This is a genomic window from Leisingera sp. ABM4_101 (genome assembly GCF_056158725.1).
This window is the reverse complement of record NZ_JBSWTV010000002.1, coordinates 2,411,752-2,438,544: the sequence shown is the minus strand read 5'-3', so window position 1 is coordinate 2,438,544 and position 26,793 is coordinate 2,411,752. Positions and strand designations below refer to the sequence as shown.

Below are 26,793 nucleotides of genomic sequence, written 5' to 3'. Positions count from 1 at the left end.
TTCTGTCAGCGTTCTCCGCCAAGCCTCATTTCATCTTGGACAGTTTTTCCTGCAGCGCCGCCAGCTGCTTCTTAATGTCGTCCAGATCCTCGCCGCTGCTTTCGGATTTCTCCTCCTCAGCCGCTCCGCCAGTCCATCCACCAGGACCGAACCCGCCGGTCATCGCTTTTAGGAATGCTTCCTGCTGCGCCTTCATCGCCTCGAATCCCGGCATCTTGGACATCGGGTTCATTGCGTTCATGTTCTCCATCATCTTCGACTGGCTCTCACGCAGCATATCGAATGAAGACTGCAGGAACTGCGGCATCACCCCGCCGCCGGGCACCATGTAGCTGCGCACCAGATCGTTCAGCACATTGACAGGCAGCACATTCTCGCCACGGCTTTCATGCTCGGCGATGATCTGCAGCAGATACTGGCGGGTCAGATCGTCACCTGTTTTCAGGTCTACGATCTGCACCTCACGGCCTTCCCGGATGAACCCCGCGATATCCTCCAGCGTAACGTAATCGCTGGTCTCGGTGTTATAGAGCCTGCGGCTCGCATACCGTTTGATCAGCAAGGGTTTGTCCTGATCTGCCATGTGTTCCCTCCCCGGTCATGACGCATTGCAGCGAAGCCTATGCCAGTGCAGAACAAAAGGGAAGCCTTGGCGTGTTTTCCGCAACTATTGTTCTGTACAGCCCTGCCGCAGAAATACCGAAAACGCTTGACCTGAACCCGGCTTGAGCAATTATCAGTATCCCCGCACTACAATTTTCAGCGGGAGCATTCACAGACATGAACATCCTGATCCTGGGCGCCACCGGTTCCATTGGCACCGCCGTCACCCGAGAACTGGTCCGCCACGGCCACAGCGTGACCGGCCTCAGCCGGTCCGAAGCCTCCGACCGCAAGCTGGAGGCCTTGGGCGCCCGGCCGCTGCGCGGAGATCTGCTCAGCCCTGGCACCTGGGTGCGTGATGCCGCCCGCGTGGATGGGCTGATCCAGCTGGCCGCGACCTTTGATAAGGACATGGCGGCGGCTGATACCGCTGCCATCACCGCCATCCTGCGGCAAGCCGCCCTTCGCTCGCAGCCGCTGCGAATGATCTACACCGGCGGCTGCTGGCTTTATGGCGCCACCGGCAACCGGGTTGCGGATGAGACCAGTCCGATGCGCCCGATCAAGCCTTTTGCCTGGATGCAGAAAAACGCCCGCCTGACGCTGGCCAGTCCGAATGTCTCCGCCGCAGTGATCCACCCGGCTCTGGTCTATCACGAGGATGGCGGCGCCTTCTCCCGCTACCTCGACGCCGCCGCCGCCGGGCAGCCGTTTGAGATCTGGGGCAGCATCGCCACCCGCTGGCCGCTGATCCAACTCGAAGATCTGGCCCGCGCTTACCGGCTGCTGCTGGAAAACCCGGACCTCACCGGCCACTTCAACGCCAGTGCCCAGGACGGCGTACCGGTGGCTGAAATCACCCGCGAGATCGCCCGCCGCCGCGGCCATGACAGCGGCTATGTGGTGCGCAGCCTAAAGCATGTGCTGTTCAAATACGGCGACTGGGCTGAAGGCCCGGCCCTGGACCAGCAAATGAGCGCCGGCAGGCTGCGCAAACTTGCCGGATGGCAACCGCAGTTCCGCCGTTTCCAGGATGCGCAGTTTTAACCACCGCCTAGAAACCTCTGAACAAGATATCGTTTTTCCGGCATAACAAGTTACCGTAAAAATTCTCAATATGATATAATAGCCCTCAGTCTTTGAGTTTGTGGTAGCGGGTACGATGGCTGACCAAGGGGACAGACAAAGACAAGCTGCCGTTCTGATCGCGGATGTCGCCGGTTTTTCGGCCTTGGCAGAAGCCAGGGAGGCCGAAACAATTGCGGCTGTCCGTGACCTGGGCAACCGGATAATCGCACCAGTTGCCCGGACCTTTTCCGGTCGGCTTGTCAAAACCTCGGGCGACGGTTTTTTTCTGGAGTTTCCCAGCGCCGTGCAGGCCGTCAAGGCCGCCCTGGAAGTTGCCGGCAGGAATGCCTCGCATATTCCAGGCCCGCTGGGCAGGCATCTTGCGTTGCGAATGGGTATACACTGCGGGAATGTGATTTCCACCGGCAGCGACCTCATGGGCAACTGCGTAAACATCGCCGCCCGCCTGCAAAGCCTTGCGGCACCCGGGGAAATCTGTGTCTCCGGCACCGTCCAGCAGCAGGTCCGCGGCAAGGTCAGCGCCGCATTCGACGACCTTGGACTGCAGAATATCCGCAATATCTCCGAACCCGTCCGGATCTACCGAATTGCGGGAAACTCGCTCCCTCCCGCTGAAACAGAGGGGGCCTCGCCGGTGGCTTCCGTTGCGGTCCTGCCCTTTTCTGCTTCCCCCCAAGGTTCGGCAGCGGCAGGCGCACTTGCAGATATGCTCACCGAAGACATCACCATAGGCCTGTCCCGCTTCCGCGCCCTGCGGGTGGTGTCCCGCAATGCCGCTCAGCGCTTTGCGGGCTTTGCCGCCAAGTCTTCCCTTGCCGCGGCAGAACTTGGTGTCCGCTACCTTGCAGAGGGCAGCGTCCGGGAATTTTCCGGCAACTTGCGGGTCACAGTGTCCCTGTCGGATGGGGCCAGCGGCAGCACCCTGTGGAGCGAACGCTACGACCATTTGGAAACCAGCGGCTTCAGCCTTCAGGATGCGCTGGCCGGACAGATCACCCAAACGCTCGCCGGGCGCCTTCAGGCGATCGCTGAAGATCTGTCCGTCAGCCATGCGGCCAGCGGCAGCGCCCCGACTGCGCGTGCGCTCGTGCTGCAAGCCAAGGCGCAAATTCTCGACTCTCCCGCCACTCTCCAGCAGTGCCGGAAGCTGTATCAGCAGGCTTGCAAAGCCAACTCCCGCCATGCCGCCGCGTTCTCCGGCCTGGCGTTGACCTATCTTGTCGAATGGATGAGCGGTTGGGGCGTCTCCCCCGAGGACACACTGGACGCGGCCTTCCCGCTCTTGCGCCACGCTGCCCGGATTGATCCGCTGGACAGCGTCGCACAGCGGCGGCTGGCGGTCATGCATCTGTTCAAGGGCAACTTCACGCTGGCAGAGGAACACTTTCAGCGGGCGCTGATGCTGAACCCCAATGACACCGATGCCATGGCTTTCCGCGGGCTTTCCTGCATTTACCAAGGCAGGCCGCAGCAAGCTCTGGCCGAGCTGGAGCAAGCCACGGCCCTGAACCCGTTCCACCCGACCTATTTCCACTGGTTCCGCGGGCTAGCGCTTTACATGTGCCGCGAATACGGGCCCGCCGCTGCCGAGTTGAAAAAAGCCATAAATCTGTATCCCGGCTTCCCATCCCCGCACCGCCATCTGGCAGCCTGCTATGCCCAACTGGGCGAGACGGCCGCAGCAGCACAGGAATGCGGACGGGTTCTGGAGCTGGAACCGGGATTCTCGGTATCGCAGATCAGCCGGACACTGCCCTTTGCCCAGCCCGAAGATCTGGAACATTACTGCGACGGTCTGCGCCGCTCCGGACTTCCTGACTGACCCTGAAATGCAAAAGGACAGGCCTTGCGGCCTGCCCTTCTTCACGTTCCGGCACCATCAGGGAGGAGAGCGGGGGCCGGTTCGTGGTCGTACTTACTTGGCAGCAGCCGAAGCTTTCTTTGCGGCCGAAGTCACCTCTTCGGTGGCCTTCTTCACGGCAGCAGTTGCTTCTTCAGTTGCGTCTTTGCCAGCAGCCATCATCAGTTCGACGGTGTCCATCTGGACTTTCTTTGCGATCTCGGCAAAGGCAGCCATGTTCTCTGCTGCCACTTCAGCGGAAGCGGAAGCGAAATCGGTTGCGGCTTTGGCATAGTCAGCCGGGTCGGCCTGCACCTTGGAAACGTCGCCCAGCTTGGCGATGGTTTCTTTGGTCCACTTGTTGGAGATCTCAGCGGATTTGCCGGCAGCGTCCAGCGCAACCGCAGACAGCTTCTCGTTCAGAGCTGCGGTGTTCTTGAATGCGTCTTCCATCGCCTTGGTGTCGACCGGGAAGGCGCCCATGAAGTCTTTCATCATCGCGGTGAAGTCTTGGGTCTTTGCCATAGTTCTAATTCCTCAGAAAGCTGCAGCAGGACCATCCTGCGTTCTTAGCATGAGGAGAATATGCATGCCGCATCGCAGCATTTCAAGAGTTTTGATGCTGCAACGCAGAAAAAAATCGCAAACTCCATGAATTCAACGGTTTGCCTTGACTTTCACATAGGATCCCGGTGCCGGCATCAAAGAGGGGAAACCCGAATCCCCCACTTCGCGGGCGGGAACCTGCTTGCCGGACCGTTTCTTCAGCCAGTCATTCCAGCGCGGCCACCAGGACCCCTCGTGGTATTCCGCGCCTCCCATCCACGCTTCCTGATCGCCTTTCAGGTCGTCGTTGGTGTAATGGCCGTACTTCTTCTTGCTGGGCGGATTGACGATGCCCGCGATGTGGCCGGACTCCGACACGATGAAACTCTTGCTGCGCGACCCCATCTTTTGCACGCCAGCGTAGCAGTCCTTCCAGCGGGCAATGTGATCAGTCTCGCAGGTGACCGCCATCAGCGGCACATCTACATCCTTGATATGCAGCTTGTGGCCCATCAGCTCGAACCCATCGCCGACAAATTCGTTATTCTGGCACAGGCCCCGCAGATACTGCACCGCCATCCGGCCCGGCAGGTTGGCGCCGTCGCCGTTCCAGTAAAGCAGATCGAAAGCGGGCGGCGTCTCGCCCATCATGTAGCTTTTGACGGCGGGACCATAAATCAGGTCCTTGGAACGCAGGAACGACATAGTGCGCGCAATCACCCAGGAGCGCAGCAGCCCCTCCTCTTCCACCTGCGCCTCGATCCCGTCGACAAAGTCATTCTGCAGGAATGGGGTGAACTCGCCCTGGTCGCCGAAATCTGTCAGCGTGGTAAAGAAAGTCGCCGATTTAATAGATTTGTCTCCGCGCTGCTTCAAAAGCGACAGCGTCAGGCTCAGCGTCGTTCCGGCGATGCAATAGCCCACCGCGTTCACCTGCTTCACCTTGCAAATCTCCTTGGCCGTCTCAATCGCGGTCAGGAAACCTTCCTGAATGTAATCCTCCATCCCCACATCGGCATGGCTTGCATCAGCATTGACCCAAGAGACCACAAACAGAGTATACCCCTGCTCGGTCACCCATTTGATCAAGCTGTTCTGCGCCTTCAGGTCGAGAATGTAGAACTTGTTGATCCAAGGCGGGAATAGCACGATCGGGGTTTCGTGCACGGTTTCCGTCACCGGCTTGTACTGGATCAGCTCCATCATCCGGTTGCGGTAGACCACGTCGCCCGGCGTGGTGGCGATATTGCCGCCCAGTTCAAAGGCGCTCTCATCTGCAAGCCGCACCACCAGTTCGCCATTATTGGCTTCCAGATCAGTGACCAGGTTCTCCAGACCGTCAATCAGCGACTGGCCTTCAGTTTCCACCGCCTTCTCCAGCGCATCCGGGTTGGTGGGCAGGAAATTGGTCGGCGCCATCATCTCGATGATCTGATCCGCGAAATAGGTCAGCCGCTGCTTGTCCTTTCGGTCCAGGTCCACCGCATCCTGCACCGCCTGTCGGATCGCATCGGCGTTGGTCATGTACTGCTGCTTCACGAAATTGAAGTAGGGGCTGGTCTCCCACAGCGGATTCGAAAATCGGCGGTCCTTGGGGCCGCCGTCATCCGTATTTTCCGCCTTTCCAGCCAGCGCTTTCTGTGCTTCCGCAAAATTCAGCACAGACTTGCTCCAATATTCAACCTGCTGCTCCAGGATCTTGGCCGGGTTCTGCATCGCTTCGGCCCAATAGGCGGTTGCTGCACGCGCATAAAGCTCTTGATTCGGACCGTCCAAAGCCGGGTTGTGCGGCACCTTCCGGGACATGACATCGGCCAGACGCTTGCTTAATTCCTCCACGCGGCTCATGTTTTCCTTAAGCTTTTCAATGCTCTCTGGCGCGGTCGCGGCGGATAATTCGTCACTAGTTGTCATATAAAAGAATCCCTCATAGGCTTTCTGCTATGCAGAATACAATTCTGCAGGAAACAGGGCAAAGCGGCGAATGGTCCGATGTTCCGGGGTCTCCGGAAACATTACACCGGGACGGAGCGCGAAGGAGGCAGGCATGCGGTACATGATGACCTACGATCTGATGGAGACCGTCCGGAACACCAACCAATGGCTGGGCGCCACGGCCCTCTCCATGGCATCTTACCCGGTCTTTTCGGCCTTGCCAAACCCTGCCCTCAGCTGGATGGCCGCCTGGGGCGAAGTGACGGAACGTACCTACCAGCGCATGGTGGTGAAACCCGACTGGGGCATCCCCTCCTTCACCTGCGAGGACGGCAAGGACCATGTTGTTGAAATCACCAATGTGGTAGAGCGCCCCTTTGGCGATCTCATCCATTTCAAGGTCAGCGGACGCGAGGAACAGCCCCGCAAGGTGCTGCTGGTTGCCCCGATGTCCGGCCATTACGCCACCCTCCTGCGGTCCACCGTGCAAAGTCTGATCAGGAATTGTGAAGTCTATGTGACGGACTGGCACAACGCCCGCGACATCCCTGTTTCTGCGGGCAAATTCGACGTGGAGGACTATACCCTCTACCTCGTGGATTTCATGCGCGAGCTGGGTCCCGATATCCATGTGGTCGCGGTCTGCCAGCCGGTGCCGCTGACCCTGGCCGCCACCGCCTACCTGGCGGAACAAGACCCTAAGGCGCAGCCCTCCTCGTTGACACTGATCGGTGGTCCGGTGGACCCGGACGCCACCCCTACCGAAGTCACCGACTTCGGCCGCCGCGTCACTATGGGCCAGCTGGAGGAAACCATGATCCAGCGAGTCGGCTACAAGTACAAGGGCGTCGGCCGCAAAGTCTATCCGGGCCTCTTGCAGCTGGCGTCCTTCATGTCGATGAACGGCGAACGCCACTCCAAGGCTTTTGTCGATCAGATCCAGCGGGTCTCCAAGGGCGAGGCCTCGGACCATGACGCCCACAACCGCTTCTACGACGAATATCTTGCGGTGATGGACATGACCGCGGAATTCTACCTGTCGACGGTCGAGCGCATCTTCAAGAACCGCGAGATCGCCCGCAACGACTTCGTCGTGAAGGGCCACAAGGTGGATTTCTCCAAGATCACCGATGTGGCGGTGAAAACCGTCGAAGGCGCCAAGGACGACATCTCCGCCCCTGGTCAATGTATTGCCGCGCTGGACCTCTGCACCGGTCTGCCGGAAAGCAAGAAAGCCAGCCATGTGGAGCCGGGCGCCGGCCATTACGGCATCTTTGCGGGCCGCAGCTGGCGCAACAATATCCGCCCGCTGGTGATCGACTTCATGAATGCCAACAGCCGCAAGAAACCGGCTCGCCGCAAGCCCGCGAACAAGAACACCGCGGCCTGACCGCATGGCGGAAGGGCTGGCGTTTTCCTGCAATTGCGGGTCCTTGCGCGGCGAAGTTTCCGCGCATGGTATCAAGACCGGCACCCGGGTTGTCTGTTTTTGCGCCGACTGCCGCGCCAATGAGCTGTACCACGGCCAGCCGGATCCAGCGCCAGATCCGGTCGACCTGTTCCAACTGTCGCCGGACACCATAACCATCATAGAAGGCGCAGAACATCTGAGGGCGGTCCGCCTCGGCCCCCGCGGGCCGCTGCGCTGGTATGCATCCTGCTGCGGCACCCCCTTTGCCAATACGCTGGCCAAGCCCGGCCTCCCCTTTGCTGGCCTGCGGTCTGACCTGTTTCAGGACCCAGGCGCCTTGGGCAAAATCCGCGCCAAGGCCTTCCTCCCTGCCCCTGGCAAGCAGTCCCGCACCAAGGGCGGTGGCGTTATGGCCTGGGGCATCATCAGCCGGATGATCACCGCGCGGCTGTCAGGCCGGTGGAAGGACACGCCGTTTTTTGATGCCGAAACCGGCAAACCAGTGGCAGAGCCTCAGCTGATCAGCAAAACGGAGCGCGCAAAGCTCTATCCCTGAGCGCACAGCGCAGGCGAAGATGCAGGCGTGGGGCCGGCAACAGGTTCAGCCAGCCAATGCAGCAGCGCGCGGTTCACGGCATCCGGCTGCTCCAGTACTGTGAAATGCCCTGCATCCGGCAGGATTTCCAGCCGTGCCCCGGGAATCAGCTGCGCCAGCAGGTCCAATTTTGCCGGCGTCACCAGAGTATCATGCTCGCCGCCTAGAACCAGCGTGGGCACATGCACCCGCCGCATCGTGGCCTGCTGATCCGGCCGCCGCTGCAGGGCACGCGCCTGCGCCACATACATCTCCGGCCCCAACTCCAATCCCATCCGGCAGAAAAGCTTGTGCACCTCCAGCCGCAAAGGACCGGGCGCCAGCGCTTCCGCCGGCATGGTCTCCCCCAGCACGTCCTCCAGCCGTCCGGCGCGCGCGGCAACGATCTGCGGCTCCCGGCTGGCAGCCTGATCCGGTGTCTCGGCCAGCGGGCTGGCTCCAATGATGCACAACCGGCTGACCCGTTCCGGGGCCCGCCGCACCAGTTCCATCGCCAGAATGCCGCCCATCGAAAATCCCGCCAGGGCAAAGCGCGGCGGCAGGTGGCTCAGCATCCGCGCGGCGATCTTCTCCACCGTGTCGCCGCCCGCCAGCGGCAGCACCATCACCGGCATACTGCCAGAGAACGTCCTGACCTGAGCATAGAAAATCCGGCCGTCGCACATCATGCCCGGCAGCAGAACCAGGGGTTCGCGGCACGGTTGCTGGTCATAAGGCATATCCTGCCCTCGCGGTTTGCCTCCCACCCGTGGGTCAACTCTGCGGGCGGCAAAGGCCGGGATCAAGAAAAACCTTTCAACGCAGGCATTTTACAAATCCAATGCCGCCGTGCCGCCACGCTCAGTACCCGTTCCAGCGGAACGCGCCATCCTCTGCCAAAGGTGAAAACGGGTTAAAGGCGATCTCCCAGATATGCCCGCAGGGGCTGCGGAAATAACCGTGATGGCCGCCCCAGAACACATCCTGCGCAGGTTTCAGAATCTCCGCCCCGGCATCCTTTGCCGCTGCCAGCAGCTGCGCCACCTCGTCCTTGCTGCGGGTGTTTTGGCTCAGCGTCACCGCACCAGTTCCCAGCTGCTGCTCCTCCATCCCCATCTCCGCCGCAAGCGCCGCCAACGGATACAGCCCCAGCGTCTGTGAGATCAGGTCAAAGGCAATCACACCGTCCGGACTCTCCGCCCGCTGCCAGCCCAAGGCCTCGTAAAAACCCGCAGCTTGGTCCATATCCGGCACGCCCAGCGTGATTAGGCTTACCCTCTGCTCCATTCTCGAAATCCTCTTGCGGTTATAAATTTCAGCTTGCTGGCGGCAGCTGCCGCCTGCGCAATCTTACCGGCTCGCCCCAACAGGAACAATGCAAGAACATAAATACGCCAACACCTCCCCCGTGGCACCAGCTGGTAGCTCAGGCGCCGCCCAGCACGTCCAATACCGCGTCTTCAATCATCTTCAGGCAAGCTTCGTCCGAGAACCTGTGGTCCGCATCTTTCACAAGATTGAGCCGCATGTCCGGGCAAGTCGCATGATCCATCAGCCGCAGCGCGGTTTCGGTAGAGACCGCCGTATCCGCGGTTCCCTGCAGGCAGCGTGTCTTGAACGGCAGAAACAGCGGTGTGCGCAGCACTAGCCGCTTGCGCCCATCCTCAATCATCCGCTTAGAGATATGGTAGGGCTCCATGTAATCGCTCGGCAGTTTCACATAACCCTGGGAATCCAGCAGCGCCTTCTGCGCATCCGAGAAATTGGCCCAATAGCCATCCTCGGTGAAATCCGGCGCCGCGGCGATGGTCACCATGCCCTTGATCCGCTCAGGCATCTCCCGCGCCAGCAGCAGCGCTTGCCAGCCGCCCATCGACGAGCCCACCGGAACGATCCCGCCCTCTGTCAGCTGTGCGACAGCCTCCAGCGTGTCCTCATGCCAGTCGCCGATGCAGCCGTCCTCAAACGTACCGGAGCTTTCGCCGTGCCCGGAATAGTCAAACCGCAGAAACGCCTGGCCGCGCGCCTTGGCCCAGGCCTCCAGATGCACGGCCTTGGTGCCCTCCATGTCGGACTTCAGCCCGCCCAGGAACACCACGCACGGCCCCTGCCCCTCGCTCTTGTGATAGGCAATCCGGCGGCCTTGGGCGGTCTCGATGAAGGATGTGGCGGGCATGTCTTTGGTCTCCTGTCCTTTTCCCAAGATGTGGCACGGCTGCGCCTGCCCCGCAAGCGGCAGCACTGCCTGCTTGCAAGCCCCCCGCCACCCTCCTTATGGTCCGCCAAAATTCTAAGGGGACCGGGGTATGTTCAGACTGATCAAGGGCATTGTGATTGCCACCGCCATCCTGGCCGTGGCCCTGGCTGCAACCTGGGCAGTGCTGGCCCTGTGGTACCGGCTGCCTTTCAGCATCTGGCCCCGTGCCGCCCTGGCAGGCGGGTTCGCTTTGCTGGGACTGACCGTGATTTCCGGGCTGTTCCGGCGCCGGGCTTTGCGCGCGCTCACCACCTTCACCCTGGCCCTGGCGGCCGTGATCCTGTGGTGGTCCACCCTGGCTCCGCCTGCCGAACGCGCATGGTCCCCCGATGTCGCCAGGCAGGTCACCGGCCAGCTGGACGGCGACATCCTGACCCTTGCCAATGTGCGCAACTTCGCCTGGGAAACGCCAGAGATCTTTACCGAAGACTGGGAGACCCGCAGCTATGACCTGACCACGCTGCGCTCCACCGACCTGTTCATGTCCTACTGGGCCGGGCCGCAAATGGCGCATATGATCGTCAGCTTCGGCTTTGAAGACGGGCGGCATATCGCCTGGTCGGTCGAGGTGCGGCGGCAGCTGGGCGGCGGCTTCTCTCCAATTGCTGATCTGTTCAAATCCAACACGCTGGTTTTGATCGCCGCGGATGAGCGTGATCTGGTCGGCACCCGCACCAATGCCCGCGGCGAGGATGTGCAGCTGTTTCGCATCGGTGTCAGCCCAGATACCGCGCGCGCCTTGCTGCTGCAATATGTCGAAACCGCCAACAGCCTGGCAGCCCGCCCGCAGTGGTACAATTCGCTCACCACCAATTGCACCACCGTGGTGATGGGGCTTATCCGCAGCTTCGCTGACGAGGTCCCGCTGGACTGGCGCCTGCTGGTCAATGGTTACCTGCCGGAATACGCATGGGAACAGGGCGTCCTGGACCAGAGCCGCAGTGTCGCCGACCTGCGCGCGCTTGGCAGCATCACGCCGATAGCGCAGGCGCACGGCGTGACACCTGACTACTCAGCAATGATCCGCGAAGGGGTCCCGTCACCAGCCCGGTAACCCAGGATCCCTCCCATCTGGCTGAAGATATCCCGGGGAGCGCGAGGGGCCGGCCCTTTGCTTGCCTGGCAGCGGATCAGGACAACCCGGCAACCGGGGCCCCGCCGGCCTTCTGCATCTGCAAGCGGCCCAGCAGGTTCTGGATCCGGGTCAGGGTCTCGCTGGTGCGCACAGCCTTCTCTTGGTTCACCCCGCCTTCGATATGCGCGCCATGCTCATACGACAGATGCCGCTGCGAAAGGATCTTTTGCGACTGGCACAGCGCGGTTTCTATCAGATCCACATCTTCAACCGTCAGGTCAAAGTTCGGGTTCGGGCGGCTCATCGGAACACTCCTGGTATGTCCATTGGGTCTAGGGTTTCCGCCAACCTGCTCCGGATCGTCAGCCATATCAACTATTTTTTTGTTATTTTTCAATTACTTGCCGGTATACACATATGTGCAATCGCATGCATAGGCACACAATCGGAAATTCCTGCGCAATTACAACCGCATGCAAAGCCGTCTTGACTTGCCCCTGCATTGGCAGCAAAACGCGCAGACCAAACACATACCCGCAACCGGGCGTTCTGTGGGCGCCAAACCGACGAGGAGAGCCTTTAGATGGCCGAAATCTCTCTCACCTTCCCCGATGGCAATGCACGATCCTATGACGCAGGCGTCACGCCCGCGCAGGTGGCTTCCAGCATTTCCACCTCGCTGGCCAAGAAGGCCATCTCCGCCACCGTCAACGATCAGCACTGGGACTTGCAGTGGCCGATCGACGGCGACGCCACCATCGCCATCCACACCATGAAGGACGAAGTTCAGGCCAATGAGCTGATCCGCCACGACCTGGCGCACGTCATGGCGCGCGCGGTGCAGGAAATCTGGCCCGACACCAAGGTCACCATCGGCCCGGTGATCGAGAACGGCTGGTACTATGACTTCGACCGGGCTGAGCCTTTCACCCCCGAAGACCTCGGCGCCATCGAGAAAAAGATGAAGGAAATCATCAACAAGCGTGATGAGGTCCGGACCGAGGTGTGGGAACGCGACCGCGCGATCCAGCATTACACCGACAACAACGAGCCCTATAAGGTCGAGCTGATCGAAAGCATCCCGGGTGATGAGCCGCTCAGGATGTACTGGCACGGCGACTGGCAGGACCTCTGCCGCGGCCCGCACCTGCAGCACACCGGCCAGCTGCCGGGCGATGCGTTCAAGCTGATGTCGATCGCCGGCGCCTACTGGCGCGGCGACAGCTCCCGCGCCATGCTGCAGCGGATCTACGGCGTTGCCTTCACCGGCAAGGAGAAGCTCAAGGCGCATCTCACCATGCTGGAAGAGGCCGCCAAGCGCGACCACCGCAAGCTGGGCCGCGAGATGGACCTGTTCCACATGCAGGAAGAGGCGCCGGGCCAAATCTTCTGGCACCCGAACGGCTGGAAAGTCTACACTCAGCTGCAGGACTACATGCGCCGCCAGCAGGAAAAGGGCGGCTATGTCGAGGTGAACACCCCGCAGGTGGTCGACCGCAAGCTGTGGGAGGCTTCGGGCCACTGGGAAAAATACCAGGAAAACATGTTCATCGTCGAAGTCGACGAAGAGCACGCCCGCGAAAAGGCTGTGAACGCGCTGAAGCCAATGAACTGCCCCTGCCACGTGCAGATCTTCAATCAGGGCCTCAAATCCTACCGCGATCTGCCGCTGCGCATGGCCGAATTCGGCTCCTGCAACCGCTATGAGCCCTCGGGCGCGCTGCACGGCATCATGCGGGTGCGCGGCTTTACCCAGGACGACGCGCATATCTTCTGCGCCGAAGACCAGATTGAGGCGGAAACCAAGAAGTTCATCGACTTCCTGTCGGAGATCTATAAGGATCTCGGATTTGAGAAATTCTCGGTCAAATTCTCCGACCGCCCGGAGAAGCGCTCCGGCTCTGACGAGGTCTGGGACAAGTCTGAGGCGGCGCTGAAGGCCGCAACCGAAGCGGCAGGCTGCGAATATGAACTGAACCCGGGCGAAGGTGCCTTCTATGGCCCCAAGCTGGAATTCGTGCTGACCGACGCCATCGGCCGCGACTGGCAGTGCGGCACGCTGCAGGTGGACTTTGTCCTGCCGGAACGTCTGGATGCCACTTATATCGGTGCTGATGGCGCCAAGCACCGCCCGGTCATGCTGCACCGCGCCACCCTCGGCAGTTTCGAGCGTTTCATCGGTATCCTGATCGAGGAACACGCAGGCAAGCTGCCGTTCTGGCTGGCGCCGCGGCAGGTGGTGGTCGCCTCAATCACCTCCGACGCGGATGATTACGTGCAAGAGGTTGTGGCAGAACTGAAAAAGGCAGGCGTCCGCGCTGAGGCCGACGTCCGTAACGAGAAGATCAACTACAAGGTCCGCGAGCATTCGGTGGGCAAGGTTCCAGTCATTCTCGCCGTCGGCCACCGCGAAGTGGAAGAGCGCACCGTCTCTGTGCGCCGTCTTGGCGAAAAGCAGACCAAGGTCGAGAGCCTCGAAAATGTTACAAAGGCGCTGGCGGTTGAGGCCACCCCGCCGGATCTTCTGTAACAATTCAAAGCCAAATCACCGTAAACGGCCCCCACCCGGGGGCCGTTTTGTTTCAAACCCGCGCAAATCCCCTTAAAAACATACCTTTGCACCTCTTTTCGCTGCTACTTCCGGTCACATAAGCTGACGCAGATGTGAGACACGGCCTCGTGACTTAAATTCCTGAAAACCTCGGGTTAGTGTTTCCATGTCATCACGACACCGCATGCTAAAACCGAAAGGAATTTACGAGATGTCGAACACCGCAAAATCTCTGGCCGTTGCTGGTGCCGTTGCCGCAGCTCTGACCGCAGCTTCCACCATCCCCGCCGCCGCTGGCACCAAGGAAAAGTGCTATGGCGTGTCGCTGGCGGGCCAGAACGACTGCGCCGCGGGTCCCGGCACCACTTGCGCCGGCACCTCGACCGTAGACTACCAGGGTAACGCCTGGACTCTGGTTGACGCAGGCACCTGCGAAGGCCTGGAACTGCCGGCACAGGCAGACGGCTCCGCACGCAGCGGTTCGCTGGAGCCGCTGGAGCGTGACCTACCGGCATAACTGCCGTTAGAATCCGGGGGCGGGAGTGTCAATTCCCGCCCCCTTTGCACCCTGATACAGGACCTGCCATGCTTGACGCCGCTGCACATGACAAACTGCCCGCCGCCCCCGGCGTTGGCTACAAGCCGCAGCATTTTGCCCAGATCACCGCTGATCCAGGCAGCGTCAAATGGCTGGAAATACACGCAGAAAACTACATGGGGGACGGCGGCCGCCCAATCGCGCAGCTGCACCATCTCTCCGAACGCTTTGCCATGTCGGTGCATGGCGTCGGTCTCTCCATCGGTGGCGAAGGCCCCTTGGATGCTGACCACCTGGCCCGGCTCAAGCATCTGGTCTCCTGGCTGAACCCCGCCAGATTTTCTGAACATCTGGCCTGGTCCACCCACGACAGCCATTTCTACAATGACCTGCTGCCGCTGCCCTATACGGATGCCAGCCTGCAGCGTATCTGCAGCCACATTGATCAGCTGCAAGACACCATTGGCCGCCGGATGCTGCTGGAAAACCCCTCCAGCTATCTCGCCTTTGCTGAAAGCACCTGGTCGGAACCGGAGTTCCTTGCCGAAATCGCCCGCCGCACCGGCTGCGGGCTGCTTTTGGACGTGAACAACGTCTTTGTCTCTGCCACCAACCTGGATTTCTCGCCGCAGGGCTATATCGACGCCTTCCCGCTGGAAAAGGTCGGCGAAATCCACCTGGGCGGCCATGACGAGGATGAGGACGACCACGGCCGCCCGCTGCTGATCGACAGCCACGGGCGCGAGGTGGTCGCCCCGGTCTGGGCGCTCTTGGACTACACGCTGGCGCAATCCGGCCCAAAGCCGGTGCTGATCGAATGGGACAACGACGTCCCCGACTGGCCGGTGCTGGAGGCCGAGGCCGCCCGCGCCGCAACCGCGCTGGAGCGCGTCCCGGCATGAGCGTCACCCAGGCAGAATTCACCCGCGCCATGATGGATGCGGGCCAAGCGGTGCCGGTTGGGCTGACCGATCACCTGGCACAGCCTGCCGGCCGCCGCTTCAGCGTCTACCGAAACAACGTCGCCGTGTCGCTGACTGAGGCAATGCACAGCGCATTTCCGGTGATCGCCAAGCTCCTTGGCAAACAGAACATGGACGGGCTGGCCGGTATCTACCTGCGCCAGCACCCGCCGTCCTCGCCGCTGATGATGTTCTACGGCGAACATTTTCCGGACTTCCTGGAAGGCATGGAGCAGCTCAAGCATCTGGGCTATCTCGGCGACACCGCCCGGCTGGAGCTAGCCCTGCGCCGCGCCTACCACGCCGCCGACGCAGCCCCGATTGCACCTGAAGAACTCGGCGCCCTGCCGCCGGATGAAGTGATGAACACACGCCTGACGCTGGCGCCCGCTGTGCAGGTGCTGCGCTCGCCCTGGCCGATCCATGCACTGTGGCTGTACAACACCGAAGACGGCGCGCCCAAGCCCCAGGCACAGGCGCAGGACGTGCTGATCACCCGGCCCGATTTCGACCCCATCCCCCTGGTCTTGCCGCCCGGCGGCGCGGACTGGATCAGCGCCCTGATGGCGGGCGCCACCATCGGCGAAGCCCTGGAGCTGGCAACCGCCAAATACGAAACCTTCGACCTGGGTGCCACGCTGGCCCTGCTGTTGCAGGGCGGCGCAATAACAGGACTGGACAGCAAAGGGTAAGACCATGCACGCACTCGTCTCCATTCACAACACAGTATTCGGCCTGGTGGAAAAGGCCGGAGACTGGCTGATGCCGCTGGCCGCACGCTTTGTCTTCGCGTCCACGCTGCTGCTTTACTATTGGAACTCAGGCCTGACCAAGCTGGGTGATGGCCTCCTCGGCCTGTTCAGCCCGTCGATCGGTGCCTATAGCCAGATCTTTCCGAAACAGCTGGAGGCCGCGGGCTATGACGTTTCCCAATTCGGCATCTTCCAATGGGCCGTGGTCATGGCCGGCACATATGCGGAATTCATCCTGCCGCTGCTGATCGTCATCGGCCTGTTTACCCGCCTGGCATCGCTCGGCATGATCGGCTTTGTTGTCGTTCAGTCGCTGACCGACGTGGTCGGCCATGGCGCCACTGACACCAAGACCCTGGGCGCCCTGTTCGACCGCTTCCCCGACAGCGTGATCATGGACCAGCGCCTGTTCTGGATCTTTGTTCTGGCCTATCTGGTCGTGAAAGGGGCCGGCGCCCTGTCCGCCGATGCGCTGCTGCGCCGCCGGATGGAGCCTGCCGTCGCCTGACACTGGGCGAAGCCGCAAAAGTCAAAGGCGCCCTGCCCCTGGCAGCGGCGCCTTTTCTTCTGCCCGCGCTCAGAAATGCGCCTTGGGCTCATCCGGCTGGCCTGCTGCCAGCGCCATAAACCCGCCCGCGGCGGCAAAGCTCAGCGGGAAGATGGTAAAGACGTTGAGACCAAAGCCCGCATACATCCCTGCAGCCGAACCCAATAGCAGGATGCCGCCCCACAGCGCTCGCGCCCGCGCCATCGCACCACCGGCAATCGCCAGCAGCGGTGACAGCACCGCCAGCAGCCGCAGCCGTTCTACATTGGCGACCTGCTCTGCCAGCCCTTCAACCTCACCGAAATGCTCAACCGCAGCGGTGTAGCCATAGCCGAAGAACCCAACCACCATGCCAAAGATCCCGGCGATAATTCCTAGAACAAGGGCCGCATTGCGCATTAACTGTCTCCCAACACCTGAGGCACCGACATAAGCGCAGCCTCAATCCGCGCCAAGGGCAGACCGCGTGTTCTGATCCCACCCAAGGAATAATTCCCCGTCGCGCTCAATCAGCGGCCGCTTCATCAGTGCCGGATGGTCACGCAGCAGCGCCAGCGGCGTGCCAGCCCGCTCCGCCTCGCTGAGACCCCGCCAGGTGGTAGAACGGGTGTTCACCAGCTTGTCCCCGAACCGGGCCAGGGCCGCCTCGAGCAGCCCCTCTGGCATACCATCCGTGCGGATATCGACCAATGTTGAGTTTTCAATTTTTTTCAGTGCCTTACGGCAGGTATCGCAGTTCTTCAGCCCGTATATCTTCATCGCTCTTCTGTCCTCCACAGCAGCATTCACACAATTTATGGTAGAATTCACCGGTTTCTCTTGATTTTCGGCCAGCCCGTGTAAAACTCTAAGTTGTCCGGCCTCGCCCTGCTCAATTCAGACAGGGAACAGGCCGGATGGCTTGGGAAACCCCAAGGCAAAGTGCAAAGTAGAAGGAGACACGGGAAATGCCAAGCGGCACCGTGAAGTGGTTCAACACCACCAAAGGGTACGGGTTTATTGAACCCGATGAAGGCGGCAAGGATGTGTTTGTGCACATTTCCGCGGTGGAGCGGTCGGGCATGACCGGTCTCGCCGACAATATGAAAATCGACTACGAGCTGACCGAAGGCCGCGATGGCCGGAAAATGGCTGCAGACCTCAAAGCGATTTAATCTTTCAATTCTGCGCTGCGCCCGGATTTCCCTGGGCGCAGGCTTTGGCAAGCCAAGCTAGGTGCGCCGCAGATACTCCACCATGACGCAAGCCGGATCGCTTTCGCGAAGCATCGTCTCTCCGGCCATGATCCAGTTGCTTGCCTGGAAGTCCGGGAAAAAGGCATCTGCGTCTTCGACGGTCAGGCTGACCTCAGTAACCAGCAGCCGGTCCGCCATGTCCAGCATCCCCCGGTAAATCCCCTCGCCGCCGATGCCATAAACACGCCGGTACCCTTGGGCATAGGCCTCCTGCACCGCCGCCTCAATTGAGGGCAGCACAATCTCTGCCGCTTGCGGGTTCGACGACACCACCAGGTTCAGCCGGTTTTTCAGCGGCTTCACCGGCAGGCTGTCCCAGGTGTTGCGGCCCATGATGATGGCCCCGCCCAGGGTCTCGCGCTGAAACGCCTTCAAATCTTCCGGCGCAAACCATGGAATATCATTATCCTTGCCAATGGCACCGTTGCGCGCCCGCGCAGCGATCAGGGTAATCATGCCTGTTGTCCTTGCTTCCTAAACCGCCACCGGCGCCTTGATCACCGGGTCAGGGTCGTAACTGAGGATCTCAAAATCCTCGAACTTGAAATCGAAAATCGAATTCACCTGCCGCTTGATCCGCAACTGCGGCAGCGGTTTCGGTTTGCGCGACAGCTGCAGCTGCACCTGCTCTACATGGTTCGAATAGATATGCGCATCGCCCATCGTATGCACGAAATCACCGGCCTCATAGCCGGTCACATGCGCCAGCATCGCCAGCAGCAGCGAATAGGAGGCAATATTGAACGGCACGCCCAGGAACATGTCCGCCGAGCGCTGATACAGCTGCAGATGCATCTTGCCGCCCGCCACCCGCACTTGCCACAGCGTGTGGCAGGGCGGCAGCGCCATGTCCGGCACGTCGCCCGGGTTCCAGGCCGAGACGATCAGGCGCCGGCTGTCAGGGCTCTTGCGGATCATCTCCACCAGATCCGCGATCTGATCGACACTTCCTGCGCGGTAGAGCGGCTCGTCGCCCAGGGTGCCCTCTGCCAGTTCCAGCTTAGGAAATTGGCGCCACTGGCGGCCATAGACCGGCCCCAGGTCACCGTTTTCATCCGCCCATTCGTCCCAGATCGAAACCCCGTTTTCCTTCAGGTAGCGGATATTGGTATCGCCGGACAGAAACCACAGCAGTTCATGGATGATCGAGCGCAGATGCAGCTTCTTGGTGGTCACCAAAGGAAACCCGTCAGCCAGGCAGTAGCGCGCCTGCATCCCGAAACAGCTAAGCGTGCCTGTGCCGGTCCTGTCTCCGGATGGTTCGCCATGATCCAGAATATGGCGTAGCTGATCCAAATACTGCTGCATGGATCTCTCCCCCTGGCCTGCTGCGGAAATTCACCCCCGGAATAGCGGCTGTGCTGTCAGGCGCCAAGAGGAAAAATCACCCCAGGGCCCTTCGCCATCATACTACATATGCGCAAACCTGCGCAAAACAAACCTATATGCAGGTATCCGATCCGCCACGGTTGCACGCAAAAGCCATCTGCTCAATTGACAACACCCCCGCGCCGGAGGAAGGTGGCGCAAAACGATAAAACATATTGAGGTAAAGGCAGATGAGGCGCTATTGGCTAGGGCTCGCGGTGGTCACCGCGCTGTCCGCATGCGGCGGGGGCAATCCCTTTGTTACCGAAGACGACACCGGCACGGACCCGGGCACCGATCCCGGAACCGATCCGGGAACGCCGATCACCCGCGACGGCATTCCTCCAGGAACCCCGTCCCCGACGCCCGATCAGGCCATTTTCCGATCCGAGCCGACAGAGGCGGACGGCGGCGAGCGCGGCGACGGCTTTGCGTCCAATATCTCCTACAATTCCGACGACGACACCTTCTCGGTCGACAATCTCGGTTTTGATGGCGACAACACTTATGCCCGCGGCACCGCCGTCAGCAGCCTCGGCCCCTTCGCGGTCTACGAGGCGGACGCGCAATTCCCGGACATTGTTGACGGTGAAATCATCAATCAGTTTACTCACCGCGCGATCTATGGTGTCAGCACCTCTGGCAACAGCCAATTCGCCATTGTCCGCACCGGTGCTTATGTCGACTATGGCTTTGGCGGCTTTGTCTACCAGCGCGACAACAGCGTTACCCTGCCGGACAGCGGCCAGGCCGTCTATAACGGCACCCTGGCCGGAGTGCGCGATTTCAAAGGCTCCGGCGGCCTGGAGTACACCACCGGCGACATCCGGATCGCCATCGATTTTGACGACTTCAACGACACCACCGGAACCCGCGGCGATGCAATTTCGGGCCGGATCAGCAACCGCTTGATCTTCGACACCGACGGCACCCATATCACCAATGATGTCCTGAACCGCATCAATACGGAAAACGGGCTGAGTCTCACCGAAATCCCGACCCTGACTTTCGATGTCGGCCCCGGAAACCTGGATGACAATGGTGAAATCCTCGGCACGCTGAACAGCTACTACCCCGACGACGACGGCAACTTGCAGGTCTATGAGAGCGGCAATTACTACGCCCTGGTCTCGGGTGACAATGCTGAGGAAATCACAGGTATTGTTGTTGTGACAAACACTCTGGATCCGGCAGGCACCGAAGTGCGCGAGACCGGCGGTTTCATCGTTTACAACAACGAATGACGTCCGATGCGCGCTTCGCTTAATGGCTGGCGCAAGAGCTTTCTGGCGGCGTTGCTGATGGCAGCGCCGCCGCTGGCTCTGGCGGCTGCTTCCGGCCAGGAAACCGCAACCCCCGCAGAAGTCCGCACCGCTGCCGCCGCAGCGCTCAAACAGGGCCACAGCGGGATTGCCTACAAATTCTCCGAGGCGCTGTTGCAGCGCGACCCGCAGGACCGTACGGCCCTGCTGATCAAGTCGCGTTCGGCCCGCTCCCTGGGCAATTTCCGCGACGCGCGGCTTTCGGCGCGGCAAGCCTGGAAACTGGCGCAGAACGACAGCCAGAAGTACGCTGCCTCGATGGTGATGGCGCAGGCGCTGTCTTCCGGCGGGCAAAAGACGCTGGCGAAATTCTGGCTGCGCCGGGCCGTCCAGCACGCCCCCAACAAGCATCTGGAGCGGGTTGCCATCCGCGATTTCCGCTATGTCCGCGCGGCCAGCCCCTGGCTGCACCGGTTTTCCTTTTCGGTTGCACCGGAATCCAACATCAACAACGGCTCTTCGGAACGGTCCTCCTTCCTGAATTACCAGCTGACAGAGGTGCTGCTGGGCGAACCCGTTGAATTCCAGCTTGGCGGCACCCAGCGGGCCCTGTCCGGCATCGAATATTCCTTCAGCTCCCGCTCCCGGTTCCGGTTCCGCGAGACCCCGACCCGCGCCCACGACCTGACCTTTGCCGCCGACCTGCGCACCTACACGCTGTCATCCGAGGCCAAGGCCCAGGCGCCCGACGCCAAGGGCAGCGACTTTTCCTATGTTTCCTACTCGCTGGGTTATGCGCACAAGGGTTTGAATTTTAACCGTTTGGGCGAATACCGCCTGTCCGGCCAGGCCGGGCAAAGCTGGTACGGCGGCGATGAATACACCCGTTTCCTGCGGCTGTCCGCCGCGCAAAGCTACAAGCTGGAAAATCAGCGCAGGGTCAGCGCCCGCCTATCCACGGAACGGCAGTTCGGCGTCAGGACCAGCGACCAGGACACCTGGCGCGGCGATCTGTCCTACAGCTTCAAACTTGGCTCCGGCGCCACGCTCTGGAGCGGCCTCACCCTGGCGCAGGCCACCGCCAGCACCGCATCGGACGAGTTTTCCGAAGCCGGGCTCAGCACCCAGCTAACGCTTGCCAAACCGGTTCTAGGAGCAACAGTCCTGTTTGGCCTCTCTGCCCGTGACCGCGACTACGATGTCTCGCGCCACAGCCCCGACGGCCGGCACGACCGCCGTTACAGCGCCGATATCTCGCTCCTGTTCCGGGACATCGACTATTACGGTTTCAACCCGACCCTCCGCCTGTCCGCCTCCAAGAATGACAGCAATATCGGTCTTTATGAATCGCACCGCTACGGGGTGAACTTCGGCATTCAATCGGCTTTCTGATGCCGCTTGCTCGACATCCCCTGCGGGCACGGTAGGCTGGCGCGGAAACGGACAAGCAAAGGAATCGCCGATGCCGCTCACATATCTGCACACGATGGTCCGGGTGAAGGATCTGGAAAAATCCATGGCGTTCTACAAGCTTTTGGGCCTGCAGGAGACCCGCCGTTGGGACAATGAGCAGGGCCGCTTCAGCCTGATCTTCTTGGCGCCCCCGGGCCAGGAAGACGCCCCGATCGAGCTGACCTATAACTGGGACGGCGACGAGGGGCTGCCCAGCGACAGCCGCCACTTCGGGCATCTCGCCTATGGCGTGGATGATATCTATGCCGCCTGCCAGCACCTGATGGACAATGGCGTCACCATCAACCGGCCGCCGCGCGACGGGCGCATGGCTTTTGTGCGCTCGCCCGACAATGTCTCGATCGAGCTGTTGCAAAACGGCAATGCCCTGCCCCCGGCAGAACCCTGGGTCAGCATGGAAAACACCGGCAGCTGGTAATCCCATCCCTGCTGGCCGCGCGCAATCAGGGCGCGTGCCTGTGTCCTTGTAGTTTTCACAGGCCTGTGGTCCACGCTCAGGCCTGTGGTGCTCGCTCAGGCCGCCTGTGCCGCCTGTGCCGCCTGTGCCGCTAAGGCAACCACCGAAGCCCGGCCACCGCACCCCCACCCGCTTCCGGGTTTCAGCCGCCGCAGGGCGCCGACAGCGCATTTGCCCGGCCCAACTGCAGAAACGCCAAAACCGGCCTGGCACCCCTTGGTGCCGCCGGTGGCTGGGCGAACGGCCCGCAACATATATGCCGCACGCTTCGCGCCTGCAGGAGTCCCCTGCCTCAGGACGCTGATCCGCCGCCGGGCGCGGTCAGCCGGCAGCAAGGGCGGCCACTTCTGCGGCCCTCTGCCGTGGCCCTGGTTTCCGGGTCCCGGCGCTTTGCCCTTCAATACGGTCAGAGCACGGTTTCCCCTCACGCCCTGTCTTTCGGCCTGCCGGCGTTCACCGGCCCAATGCGGCCTTTGCCTGCCGGGAATCCCCGGCCCGGCCCGTCAGTAAATGTAGCGGATCTGATCCGACCAGTACCGTTCCATCCGCTTCAGCGCGGTGGTGATCTCGTCGATGCCCTGGGAGGAGATCACATCCTTGCCTTCCAGCCCTTCGGCATGGCGGGAAAACAGCGCTGACACAATATCGCGGATCTCGCGGCCGCGCTGGGTCAGCCGGACCCGGACCGAGCGGCGGTCGATCTCACAGCGCTGATGGTGCATATAGCCCATCTCGACCAGTTTTTTCAGGTTATAGCTGACATTGCTGCCCTGATAGTAGCCGCGGGTCTTCAGTTCCCCGGCGGTCACTTCATTGTCACCGATGTTAAACAGCAGCAGTGCCTGGACCGCATTGATCTCCAGCACGCCGACACGTTCGAACTCATCCTTGATGACGTCCAGCAGCAGACGGTGAAGGCGCTCAAGCAGACCCAGCGCCTCCAGGTAGCCAGTCATAAATCCCTTGCGGTCAGTCTGGCCGATTGGCATTTCCATACTCATTCGCATCTCCAACTCGAATTTGCTCTTGAGGCAAGATGCCAACAATTCCCGAAAAATCAGTTAAGCCGGGATTTTATTATTTTTGGTAGGTTTGCGCTATGTCGCCGACCAGTGCACGGAACCGCTCCTGCGGCTCCGCCTGGCCGGTCACCCACTGATACAGATCCTGGTCATTTTCATGCAGCAGCTGGTCATAAAGATCCAGCTGCGCATCATCCATCTGTGCCAGATTCTGCGATGCAAAAGCCGACAGCAGGATATCCATTTCCTTGATACCCCTGCGCATTGAGCGCATCTGCAGCCGTTTCAGCCGGGTGGCGCGGTCTTCCTGCATCCGATGCCCTCAGGCCGGTTCCGATGCCGGAGCGTCATTGACCTGAAGCAGGGTCCGCAGTTTCTTTTCCAGCCGCGCAGCCCGCTCAGCATTCTGGCGCATTTCGCTGCGTAAGTCACGCAACTCATTCAAAACACTTGTAAAGTCACCGGCTTCCAGTTCCAGCGGCGCCGGTTCCGACATGCCTTCACCTTCACCGGTCAGCAGCCAGGACATCGACACGTTCAAGACGCCGGCCAGCATGGTCAGCTTATTGGCGCGGGGTTCAGCCAGATCGCGCTCCCAGGCGCTAAGAGTGGATTTCTTGATCCCGAGCCGCCGTGCCAGCTGGCCCTGGGTCATTCCGGCAGCTTCGCGTGCAGCCGCGACACGGTCGCCGAAAGTTGCTGCATCCGGGCCGTACCAGTCTGTGTTCTGCTCACTCATGTCCGTTCTCCTAACTCAATTTGCCAATGCAGCTTGATCGCTGTTTGGCGTCACCCTATGACAGTTCCGCAGAACATACAAACCGGGGCACAGCCAATGTCTTTCCTGTCCGAGACCCTATCCCGCGTCAAACCGTCACCAACCATTGCGATGACGGCAAAAGCCGCCGAACTCAAGGCCGCCGGCCGCGACGTCATCGGACTCTCCGCCGGTGAGCCGGACTTTGACACGCCGCAGAACATCAAGGACGCGGCCGTCGCCGCCATCGCGGCAGGCAAGACCAAATACACCGCCCCCGATGGCATCCCCGAGCTGAAGCAAGCGGTCTGCGCCAAGATGAAGCGCGACCACGGGCTGGACTACACGCCCGCGCAGGTCTCCGTCGGCACCGGCGGCAAGCAAACGCTGTACAATGCGTTGATGGCGACTCTGAACGCCGGCGACGAGGTGGTGATCCCAGCGCCCTATTGGGTTTCCTACCCCGACATGGTGCTGCTGGCAGGCGGCACGCCGGTGATTGCGGAAACCTCGCTACAGACCAATTTTAAGCTGACTGCGGACCAGCTCGAGGCCGCGATCACACCCAAAACCAAATGGTTCATCTTCAACTCGCCCTCCAACCCCACCGGCGCGGGCTACAGCTGGGAAGAGCTGAAGGCGCTGACCGAGGTGCTGCTGCGCCACCCGCATGTCTGGGTGATGACCGACGACATGTATGAGCACCTGGCATATGACGGGTTCGAATTCTGCACCCCCGCCCAGGTCGAGCCGCAGCTTTACGAGCGCACCCTCACCTGCAATGGTGTGTCCAAAGCCTATGCAATGACCGGCTGGCGCATCGGTTACGCCGCAGGCCCGGAGAAGCTGATTGCTGCCATGCGCAAGGTGCAGTCGCAGTCCACCTCAAACCCCTGCTCGGTCAGCCAATGGGCCGCGGTTGAGGCCTTGAACGGCACGCAAGCCTTCCTCGCGCCCAACAACGAAAAGTTCGTGCGCCGCCGCAACCTGGTGGTTTCCATGCTGAACGAAATCGACGGTATCTCCTGCCCGGTGCCTGAGGGCGCATTCTATGTCTACCCCTCCATCGCCGGGCTGATCGGCAAGACCACGCCCGCGGGCAAGGTGATCGAAACAGACGAGGATTTCGCAACCGCGCTGCTGGAAGAGGCTGAAGTTGCAGTGGTCTTTGGCGCCGCATTCGGCTTGTCGCCGAACTTCCGTGTCAGCTACGCTACCTCCGACGAGGCGCTGGAGACGGCCTGCAGCCGCATCCAGAAATTCTGCGCCGCACTGACTTAATCGGGAGACAAGGCATGAGCGCCGAATTGCCGGACTATTATTTCCGCGTCCGTGAAAACGGCGCTTTTGTCTTCCGCGTCGATACCGAAAACCGCCAGCGGCGGATCGAGATGGACCAGATCGCCGTGGTGAACATCCGCAACGGCGAGATCAAGCCTCATGGCCAGCGCGAGCTGTCTGCCCAGGACATTTCCGAGATCAAATCCTGGATGGAAAGCCGCGCCGCCATTCTGGCCGCGCGCGACATTGACGACATCCACCGTGCCATCGACCATTTGAACCTGACCGCCCAATGGGCCAACAGCCGCGCCACCGATGAACAGCTGGAAGAAGTCACCGACGCGCTGCTGCTCGCCATGCACGACCTGCGCGGGGTGTTGGTGCGCCGAAAGGCCGACCGGCTGATGAAGGATCGGGGCGGCACCTAACCTGCCAGCCAGCAGGAAACGTCAGCCGCAGAACTGCGACCGCACTTTGTAGGCCCTGAAAACGGTATCCGGCAACGCCTCAACCGGCTCCGGCTGCTGCCGCAGCAGAAGCGGGCTGCCCAGCACAAACCGGTTGCGCTGCCATTGCTGCTCTGCTGTTCCGCGGATCGGATACCTCAGGCCAAGGCGCCATTGCAGATGCAGGCTGCCCCGGTCCTTTGCCTCCCCGCCTAGGCCGAACAGCCCTTGGCCAGGCCGCGGATCCAGCGGCCCTGGCTCCGGCACGTCCAAACGCGCGGTCTGGCAGATGGACTGCGTTTTCAACCCTGCCAGCCAGCTGCGGCCAGGGCGGGGCTGGCGCAGAGTCACGATATGGCCCGCCTTCCCTCCCAGACCGCGGACTGCAAATTCCAGCGGCTCTGGCAATTCGAAATACTGCGTGTCAGGCCCGAACAGCGCTTCTTCCCCCCGCCATTCCGCTCCGCTGGCAAAGCGCAGCACAAAACGGCCCGGCGGCACCAGCACCTTGAAGAAGGCCCCGCCCTCGATATAGGCGGCCAGCGCATCCTCCCCGCCCGCTTCCGTCTTGAGCACCAGGAAATAATCTGCGCCCGGCGGGCTTTTGACTTGCAGCGGAAAGACTGCAGGCAACCCGGTGCGGTTCCACATCAGCCCCGCCCGCGGCCCGGCCGTGCCGGTTTCCGCCTGCAAACCTCCGGCCAGCAAACAGGCCGCAACCGCGTACAGCATCAGCTGCCGCAACACAGCGGGAATCCGTAGTTCGGGCATTGAGTCCGGCATGGCTGGTGCCTCCCTCCCGCCTATATGGG

31 protein-coding genes are annotated in these 26,793 nt (G+C 61.3%); 16 read left to right on the top strand and 15 right to left on the bottom strand.

Features of this window, described 5'->3' with window-relative positions; all coding sequences use genetic code 11:
* Nucleotides 1–25: 25 nt before the first annotated feature.
* Complete coding sequence (phaR, locus tag ACXAEK_RS13035; RefSeq protein WP_475042491.1) at nucleotides 26–583, bottom strand: polyhydroxyalkanoate synthesis repressor PhaR; 558 nt, start codon at nucleotides 581–583, stop codon at nucleotides 26–28.
* 197 nt (nucleotides 584–780) lie between these two features.
* Here phaR and ACXAEK_RS13030 point away from each other — a divergent pair, with 197 nt between their 5' ends.
* Complete coding sequence (locus ACXAEK_RS13030) at nucleotides 781–1,650, top strand: NAD-dependent epimerase/dehydratase family protein (RefSeq protein WP_475042490.1); 870 nt, start codon at nucleotides 781–783, stop codon at nucleotides 1,648–1,650.
* A gap of 115 nt (nucleotides 1,651–1,765) precedes the next feature.
* The gene (locus ACXAEK_RS13025) at nucleotides 1,766–3,514 is read left to right on the top strand and encodes an adenylate/guanylate cyclase domain-containing protein (protein ID WP_475042488.1); all 1,749 of its coding nucleotides are present in this window, start codon (nucleotides 1,766–1,768) and stop codon (nucleotides 3,512–3,514) included.
* Between the two features lie 93 nt (nucleotides 3,515–3,607).
* Here ACXAEK_RS13025 and ACXAEK_RS13020 read toward each other — a convergent pair whose 3' ends face one another.
* A complete protein-coding gene (locus ACXAEK_RS13020; RefSeq protein ID WP_475042487.1) occupies nucleotides 3,608–4,057 on the bottom strand; it encodes a phasin family protein in 450 nt (149 codons plus the stop codon).
* Between the two features lie 132 nt (nucleotides 4,058–4,189).
* Complete coding sequence (locus tag ACXAEK_RS13015) at nucleotides 4,190–5,992, bottom strand: PHA/PHB synthase family protein (RefSeq protein ID WP_475042486.1); 1,803 nt, start codon at nucleotides 5,990–5,992, stop codon at nucleotides 4,190–4,192.
* 133 nt (nucleotides 5,993–6,125) lie between these two features.
* On the opposite strand from ACXAEK_RS13015, the gene phaZ reads away from it, so the two are divergent.
* Together phaZ and ACXAEK_RS13005 are read left to right on the top strand one after the other, a co-directional pair.
* Complete coding sequence (gene phaZ / locus ACXAEK_RS13010; RefSeq protein ID WP_475042485.1) at nucleotides 6,126–7,403, top strand: polyhydroxyalkanoate depolymerase; 1,278 nt, start codon at nucleotides 6,126–6,128, stop codon at nucleotides 7,401–7,403.
* 4 nt (nucleotides 7,404–7,407) lie between these two features.
* Entirely contained in the window at nucleotides 7,408–7,980 is a 573-nt protein-coding gene (locus ACXAEK_RS13005) for a DUF6151 family protein (RefSeq protein ID WP_475042484.1), read from the top strand.
* Here the strand turns inward: ACXAEK_RS13005 and ACXAEK_RS13000 are convergent.
* The 3 genes from ACXAEK_RS13000 to ACXAEK_RS12990 form a co-directional block, all read right to left on the bottom strand.
* On the bottom strand, nucleotides 7,971–8,738 hold the full coding sequence (locus ACXAEK_RS13000) for an alpha/beta fold hydrolase (protein WP_475042482.1): 768 nt from the start codon (nucleotides 8,736–8,738) through the stop codon (nucleotides 7,971–7,973). The two genes, ACXAEK_RS13005 and ACXAEK_RS13000, sit on opposite strands and share 10 nt — an antisense overlap.
* Before the next feature lie 121 nt (nucleotides 8,739–8,859).
* Entirely contained in the window at nucleotides 8,860–9,285 is a 426-nt protein-coding gene (locus tag ACXAEK_RS12995; protein ID WP_475042481.1) for a VOC family protein, read from the bottom strand.
* A gap of 139 nt (nucleotides 9,286–9,424) precedes the next feature.
* The gene (locus ACXAEK_RS12990) at nucleotides 9,425–10,174 is read right to left on the bottom strand and encodes an alpha/beta hydrolase (RefSeq protein ID WP_475042479.1); all 750 of its coding nucleotides are present in this window, start codon (nucleotides 10,172–10,174) and stop codon (nucleotides 9,425–9,427) included.
* A gap of 130 nt (nucleotides 10,175–10,304) precedes the next feature.
* On the opposite strand from ACXAEK_RS12990, the gene ACXAEK_RS12985 reads away from it, so the two are divergent.
* Nucleotides 10,305–11,309 (top strand): Lnb N-terminal periplasmic domain-containing protein, encoded by a 1,005-nt coding sequence (locus ACXAEK_RS12985; protein ID WP_475042477.1) that lies wholly within the window; start codon nucleotides 10,305–10,307, stop codon nucleotides 11,307–11,309.
* 76 nt (nucleotides 11,310–11,385) lie between these two features.
* Here the strand turns inward: ACXAEK_RS12985 and ACXAEK_RS12980 are convergent, their stop codons facing one another.
* A complete protein-coding gene (locus tag ACXAEK_RS12980) occupies nucleotides 11,386–11,634 on the bottom strand; it encodes a hypothetical protein (protein WP_475042476.1) in 249 nt (82 codons plus the stop codon).
* 279 nt (nucleotides 11,635–11,913) lie between these two features.
* Between ACXAEK_RS12980 and thrS the strand changes: the two genes are divergently transcribed.
* From thrS to ACXAEK_RS12955, 5 genes are all read left to right on the top strand, one after another.
* Nucleotides 11,914–13,860 (top strand): threonine--tRNA ligase, encoded by a 1,947-nt coding sequence (gene thrS / locus ACXAEK_RS12975; protein ID WP_475042474.1) that lies wholly within the window; start codon nucleotides 11,914–11,916, stop codon nucleotides 13,858–13,860.
* A 232-nt stretch (nucleotides 13,861–14,092) separates the two neighbouring features.
* Nucleotides 14,093–14,398: a BufA1 family periplasmic bufferin-type metallophore gene (locus ACXAEK_RS12970; RefSeq protein WP_475042473.1), complete on the top strand. Its 306-nt coding sequence runs from the start codon at nucleotides 14,093–14,095 to the stop codon at nucleotides 14,396–14,398.
* A gap of 68 nt (nucleotides 14,399–14,466) precedes the next feature.
* A complete protein-coding gene (gene bufB / locus ACXAEK_RS12965; protein WP_475042472.1) occupies nucleotides 14,467–15,321 on the top strand; it encodes an MNIO family bufferin maturase in 855 nt (284 codons plus the stop codon).
* Nucleotides 15,318–16,073 carry an HvfC/BufC N-terminal domain-containing protein gene (locus ACXAEK_RS12960; RefSeq protein WP_475042469.1) on the top strand — a complete coding sequence of 252 codons (756 nt, stop codon included), beginning with the start codon at nucleotides 15,318–15,320 and terminating at the stop codon, nucleotides 16,071–16,073. The genes bufB and ACXAEK_RS12960 overlap by 4 nt, the downstream gene beginning before the upstream one ends.
* Before the next feature lie 4 nt (nucleotides 16,074–16,077).
* A complete protein-coding gene (locus ACXAEK_RS12955) occupies nucleotides 16,078–16,641 on the top strand; it encodes a DoxX family protein (RefSeq protein ID WP_475042467.1) in 564 nt (187 codons plus the stop codon).
* A gap of 69 nt (nucleotides 16,642–16,710) precedes the next feature.
* On the opposite strand, the gene ACXAEK_RS12950 is transcribed toward ACXAEK_RS12955, so the two are convergent.
* Both ACXAEK_RS12950 and ACXAEK_RS12945 read right to left on the bottom strand, forming a co-directional pair.
* Entirely contained in the window at nucleotides 16,711–17,079 is a 369-nt protein-coding gene (locus ACXAEK_RS12950) for a hypothetical protein (RefSeq protein WP_475042465.1), read from the bottom strand.
* 42 nt (nucleotides 17,080–17,121) lie between these two features.
* Entirely contained in the window at nucleotides 17,122–17,439 is a 318-nt protein-coding gene (locus ACXAEK_RS12945; RefSeq protein ID WP_475042463.1) for an ArsC/Spx/MgsR family protein, read from the bottom strand.
* 188 nt (nucleotides 17,440–17,627) lie between these two features.
* Here ACXAEK_RS12945 and ACXAEK_RS12940 point away from each other — a divergent pair, with 188 nt between their 5' ends.
* Entirely contained in the window at nucleotides 17,628–17,834 is a 207-nt protein-coding gene (locus ACXAEK_RS12940; protein WP_475042462.1) for a cold-shock protein, read from the top strand.
* A gap of 57 nt (nucleotides 17,835–17,891) precedes the next feature.
* On the opposite strand, the gene ACXAEK_RS12935 is transcribed toward ACXAEK_RS12940, so the two are convergent.
* Complete coding sequence (locus ACXAEK_RS12935) at nucleotides 17,892–18,371, bottom strand: dihydrofolate reductase (protein WP_475042460.1); 480 nt, start codon at nucleotides 18,369–18,371, stop codon at nucleotides 17,892–17,894.
* Nucleotides 18,372–18,389: 18 nt separating this feature from the next.
* Nucleotides 18,390–19,223: a thymidylate synthase gene (locus ACXAEK_RS12930; protein ID WP_475042459.1), complete on the bottom strand. Its 834-nt coding sequence runs from the start codon at nucleotides 19,221–19,223 to the stop codon at nucleotides 18,390–18,392.
* Nucleotides 19,224–19,474: 251 nt separating this feature from the next.
* Between ACXAEK_RS12930 and ACXAEK_RS12925 the strand changes: the two genes are divergently transcribed.
* The 3 genes from ACXAEK_RS12925 (at nucleotide 19,475) to ACXAEK_RS12915 (ending at nucleotide 22,436) form a co-directional block, all read left to right on the top strand.
* Nucleotides 19,475–20,527, top strand: a complete 1,053-nt coding sequence (locus tag ACXAEK_RS12925) for a hypothetical protein (RefSeq protein ID WP_475042457.1) — start codon at nucleotides 19,475–19,477, stop codon at nucleotides 20,525–20,527.
* Nucleotides 20,528–20,533: 6 nt separating this feature from the next.
* Nucleotides 20,534–21,937, top strand: coding sequence for a surface lipoprotein assembly modifier (locus tag ACXAEK_RS12920; RefSeq protein ID WP_475042456.1), 1,404 nt, complete (start codon nucleotides 20,534–20,536; stop codon nucleotides 21,935–21,937).
* A 70-nt stretch (nucleotides 21,938–22,007) separates the two neighbouring features.
* Nucleotides 22,008–22,436 (top strand): VOC family protein, encoded by a 429-nt coding sequence (locus ACXAEK_RS12915; RefSeq protein WP_475042454.1) that lies wholly within the window; start codon nucleotides 22,008–22,010, stop codon nucleotides 22,434–22,436.
* Between the two features lie 542 nt (nucleotides 22,437–22,978).
* Here the strand turns inward: ACXAEK_RS12915 and ACXAEK_RS12910 are convergent.
* The 3 genes from ACXAEK_RS12910 to ACXAEK_RS12900 form a co-directional block, all read right to left on the bottom strand.
* On the bottom strand, nucleotides 22,979–23,476 hold the full coding sequence (locus tag ACXAEK_RS12910) for a MarR family winged helix-turn-helix transcriptional regulator (RefSeq protein WP_475042452.1): 498 nt from the start codon (nucleotides 23,474–23,476) through the stop codon (nucleotides 22,979–22,981).
* A 76-nt stretch (nucleotides 23,477–23,552) separates the two neighbouring features.
* The gene (locus ACXAEK_RS12905) at nucleotides 23,553–23,810 is read right to left on the bottom strand and encodes a succinate dehydrogenase assembly factor 2 (protein WP_475042450.1); all 258 of its coding nucleotides are present in this window, start codon (nucleotides 23,808–23,810) and stop codon (nucleotides 23,553–23,555) included.
* A gap of 9 nt (nucleotides 23,811–23,819) precedes the next feature.
* Nucleotides 23,820–24,236: a helix-turn-helix domain-containing protein gene (locus ACXAEK_RS12900; RefSeq protein WP_475042448.1), complete on the bottom strand. Its 417-nt coding sequence runs from the start codon at nucleotides 24,234–24,236 to the stop codon at nucleotides 23,820–23,822.
* Between the two features lie 96 nt (nucleotides 24,237–24,332).
* On the opposite strand from ACXAEK_RS12900, the gene ACXAEK_RS12895 reads away from it, so the two are divergent.
* Together ACXAEK_RS12895 and ACXAEK_RS12890 are read left to right on the top strand one after the other, a co-directional pair.
* Entirely contained in the window at nucleotides 24,333–25,535 is a 1,203-nt protein-coding gene (locus ACXAEK_RS12895; protein WP_475042447.1) for a pyridoxal phosphate-dependent aminotransferase, read from the top strand.
* Between the two features lie 14 nt (nucleotides 25,536–25,549).
* Nucleotides 25,550–25,963: a hypothetical protein gene (locus ACXAEK_RS12890; protein WP_475042446.1), complete on the top strand. Its 414-nt coding sequence runs from the start codon at nucleotides 25,550–25,552 to the stop codon at nucleotides 25,961–25,963.
* Between the two features lie 21 nt (nucleotides 25,964–25,984).
* Here ACXAEK_RS12890 and ACXAEK_RS12885 read toward each other — a convergent pair whose 3' ends face one another.
* Nucleotides 25,985–26,764 carry a hypothetical protein gene (locus tag ACXAEK_RS12885; RefSeq protein WP_475042445.1) on the bottom strand — a complete coding sequence of 260 codons (780 nt, stop codon included), beginning with the start codon at nucleotides 26,762–26,764 and terminating at the stop codon, nucleotides 25,985–25,987.
* Between the last annotated feature and the right edge of the window lie 29 nt (nucleotides 26,765–26,793).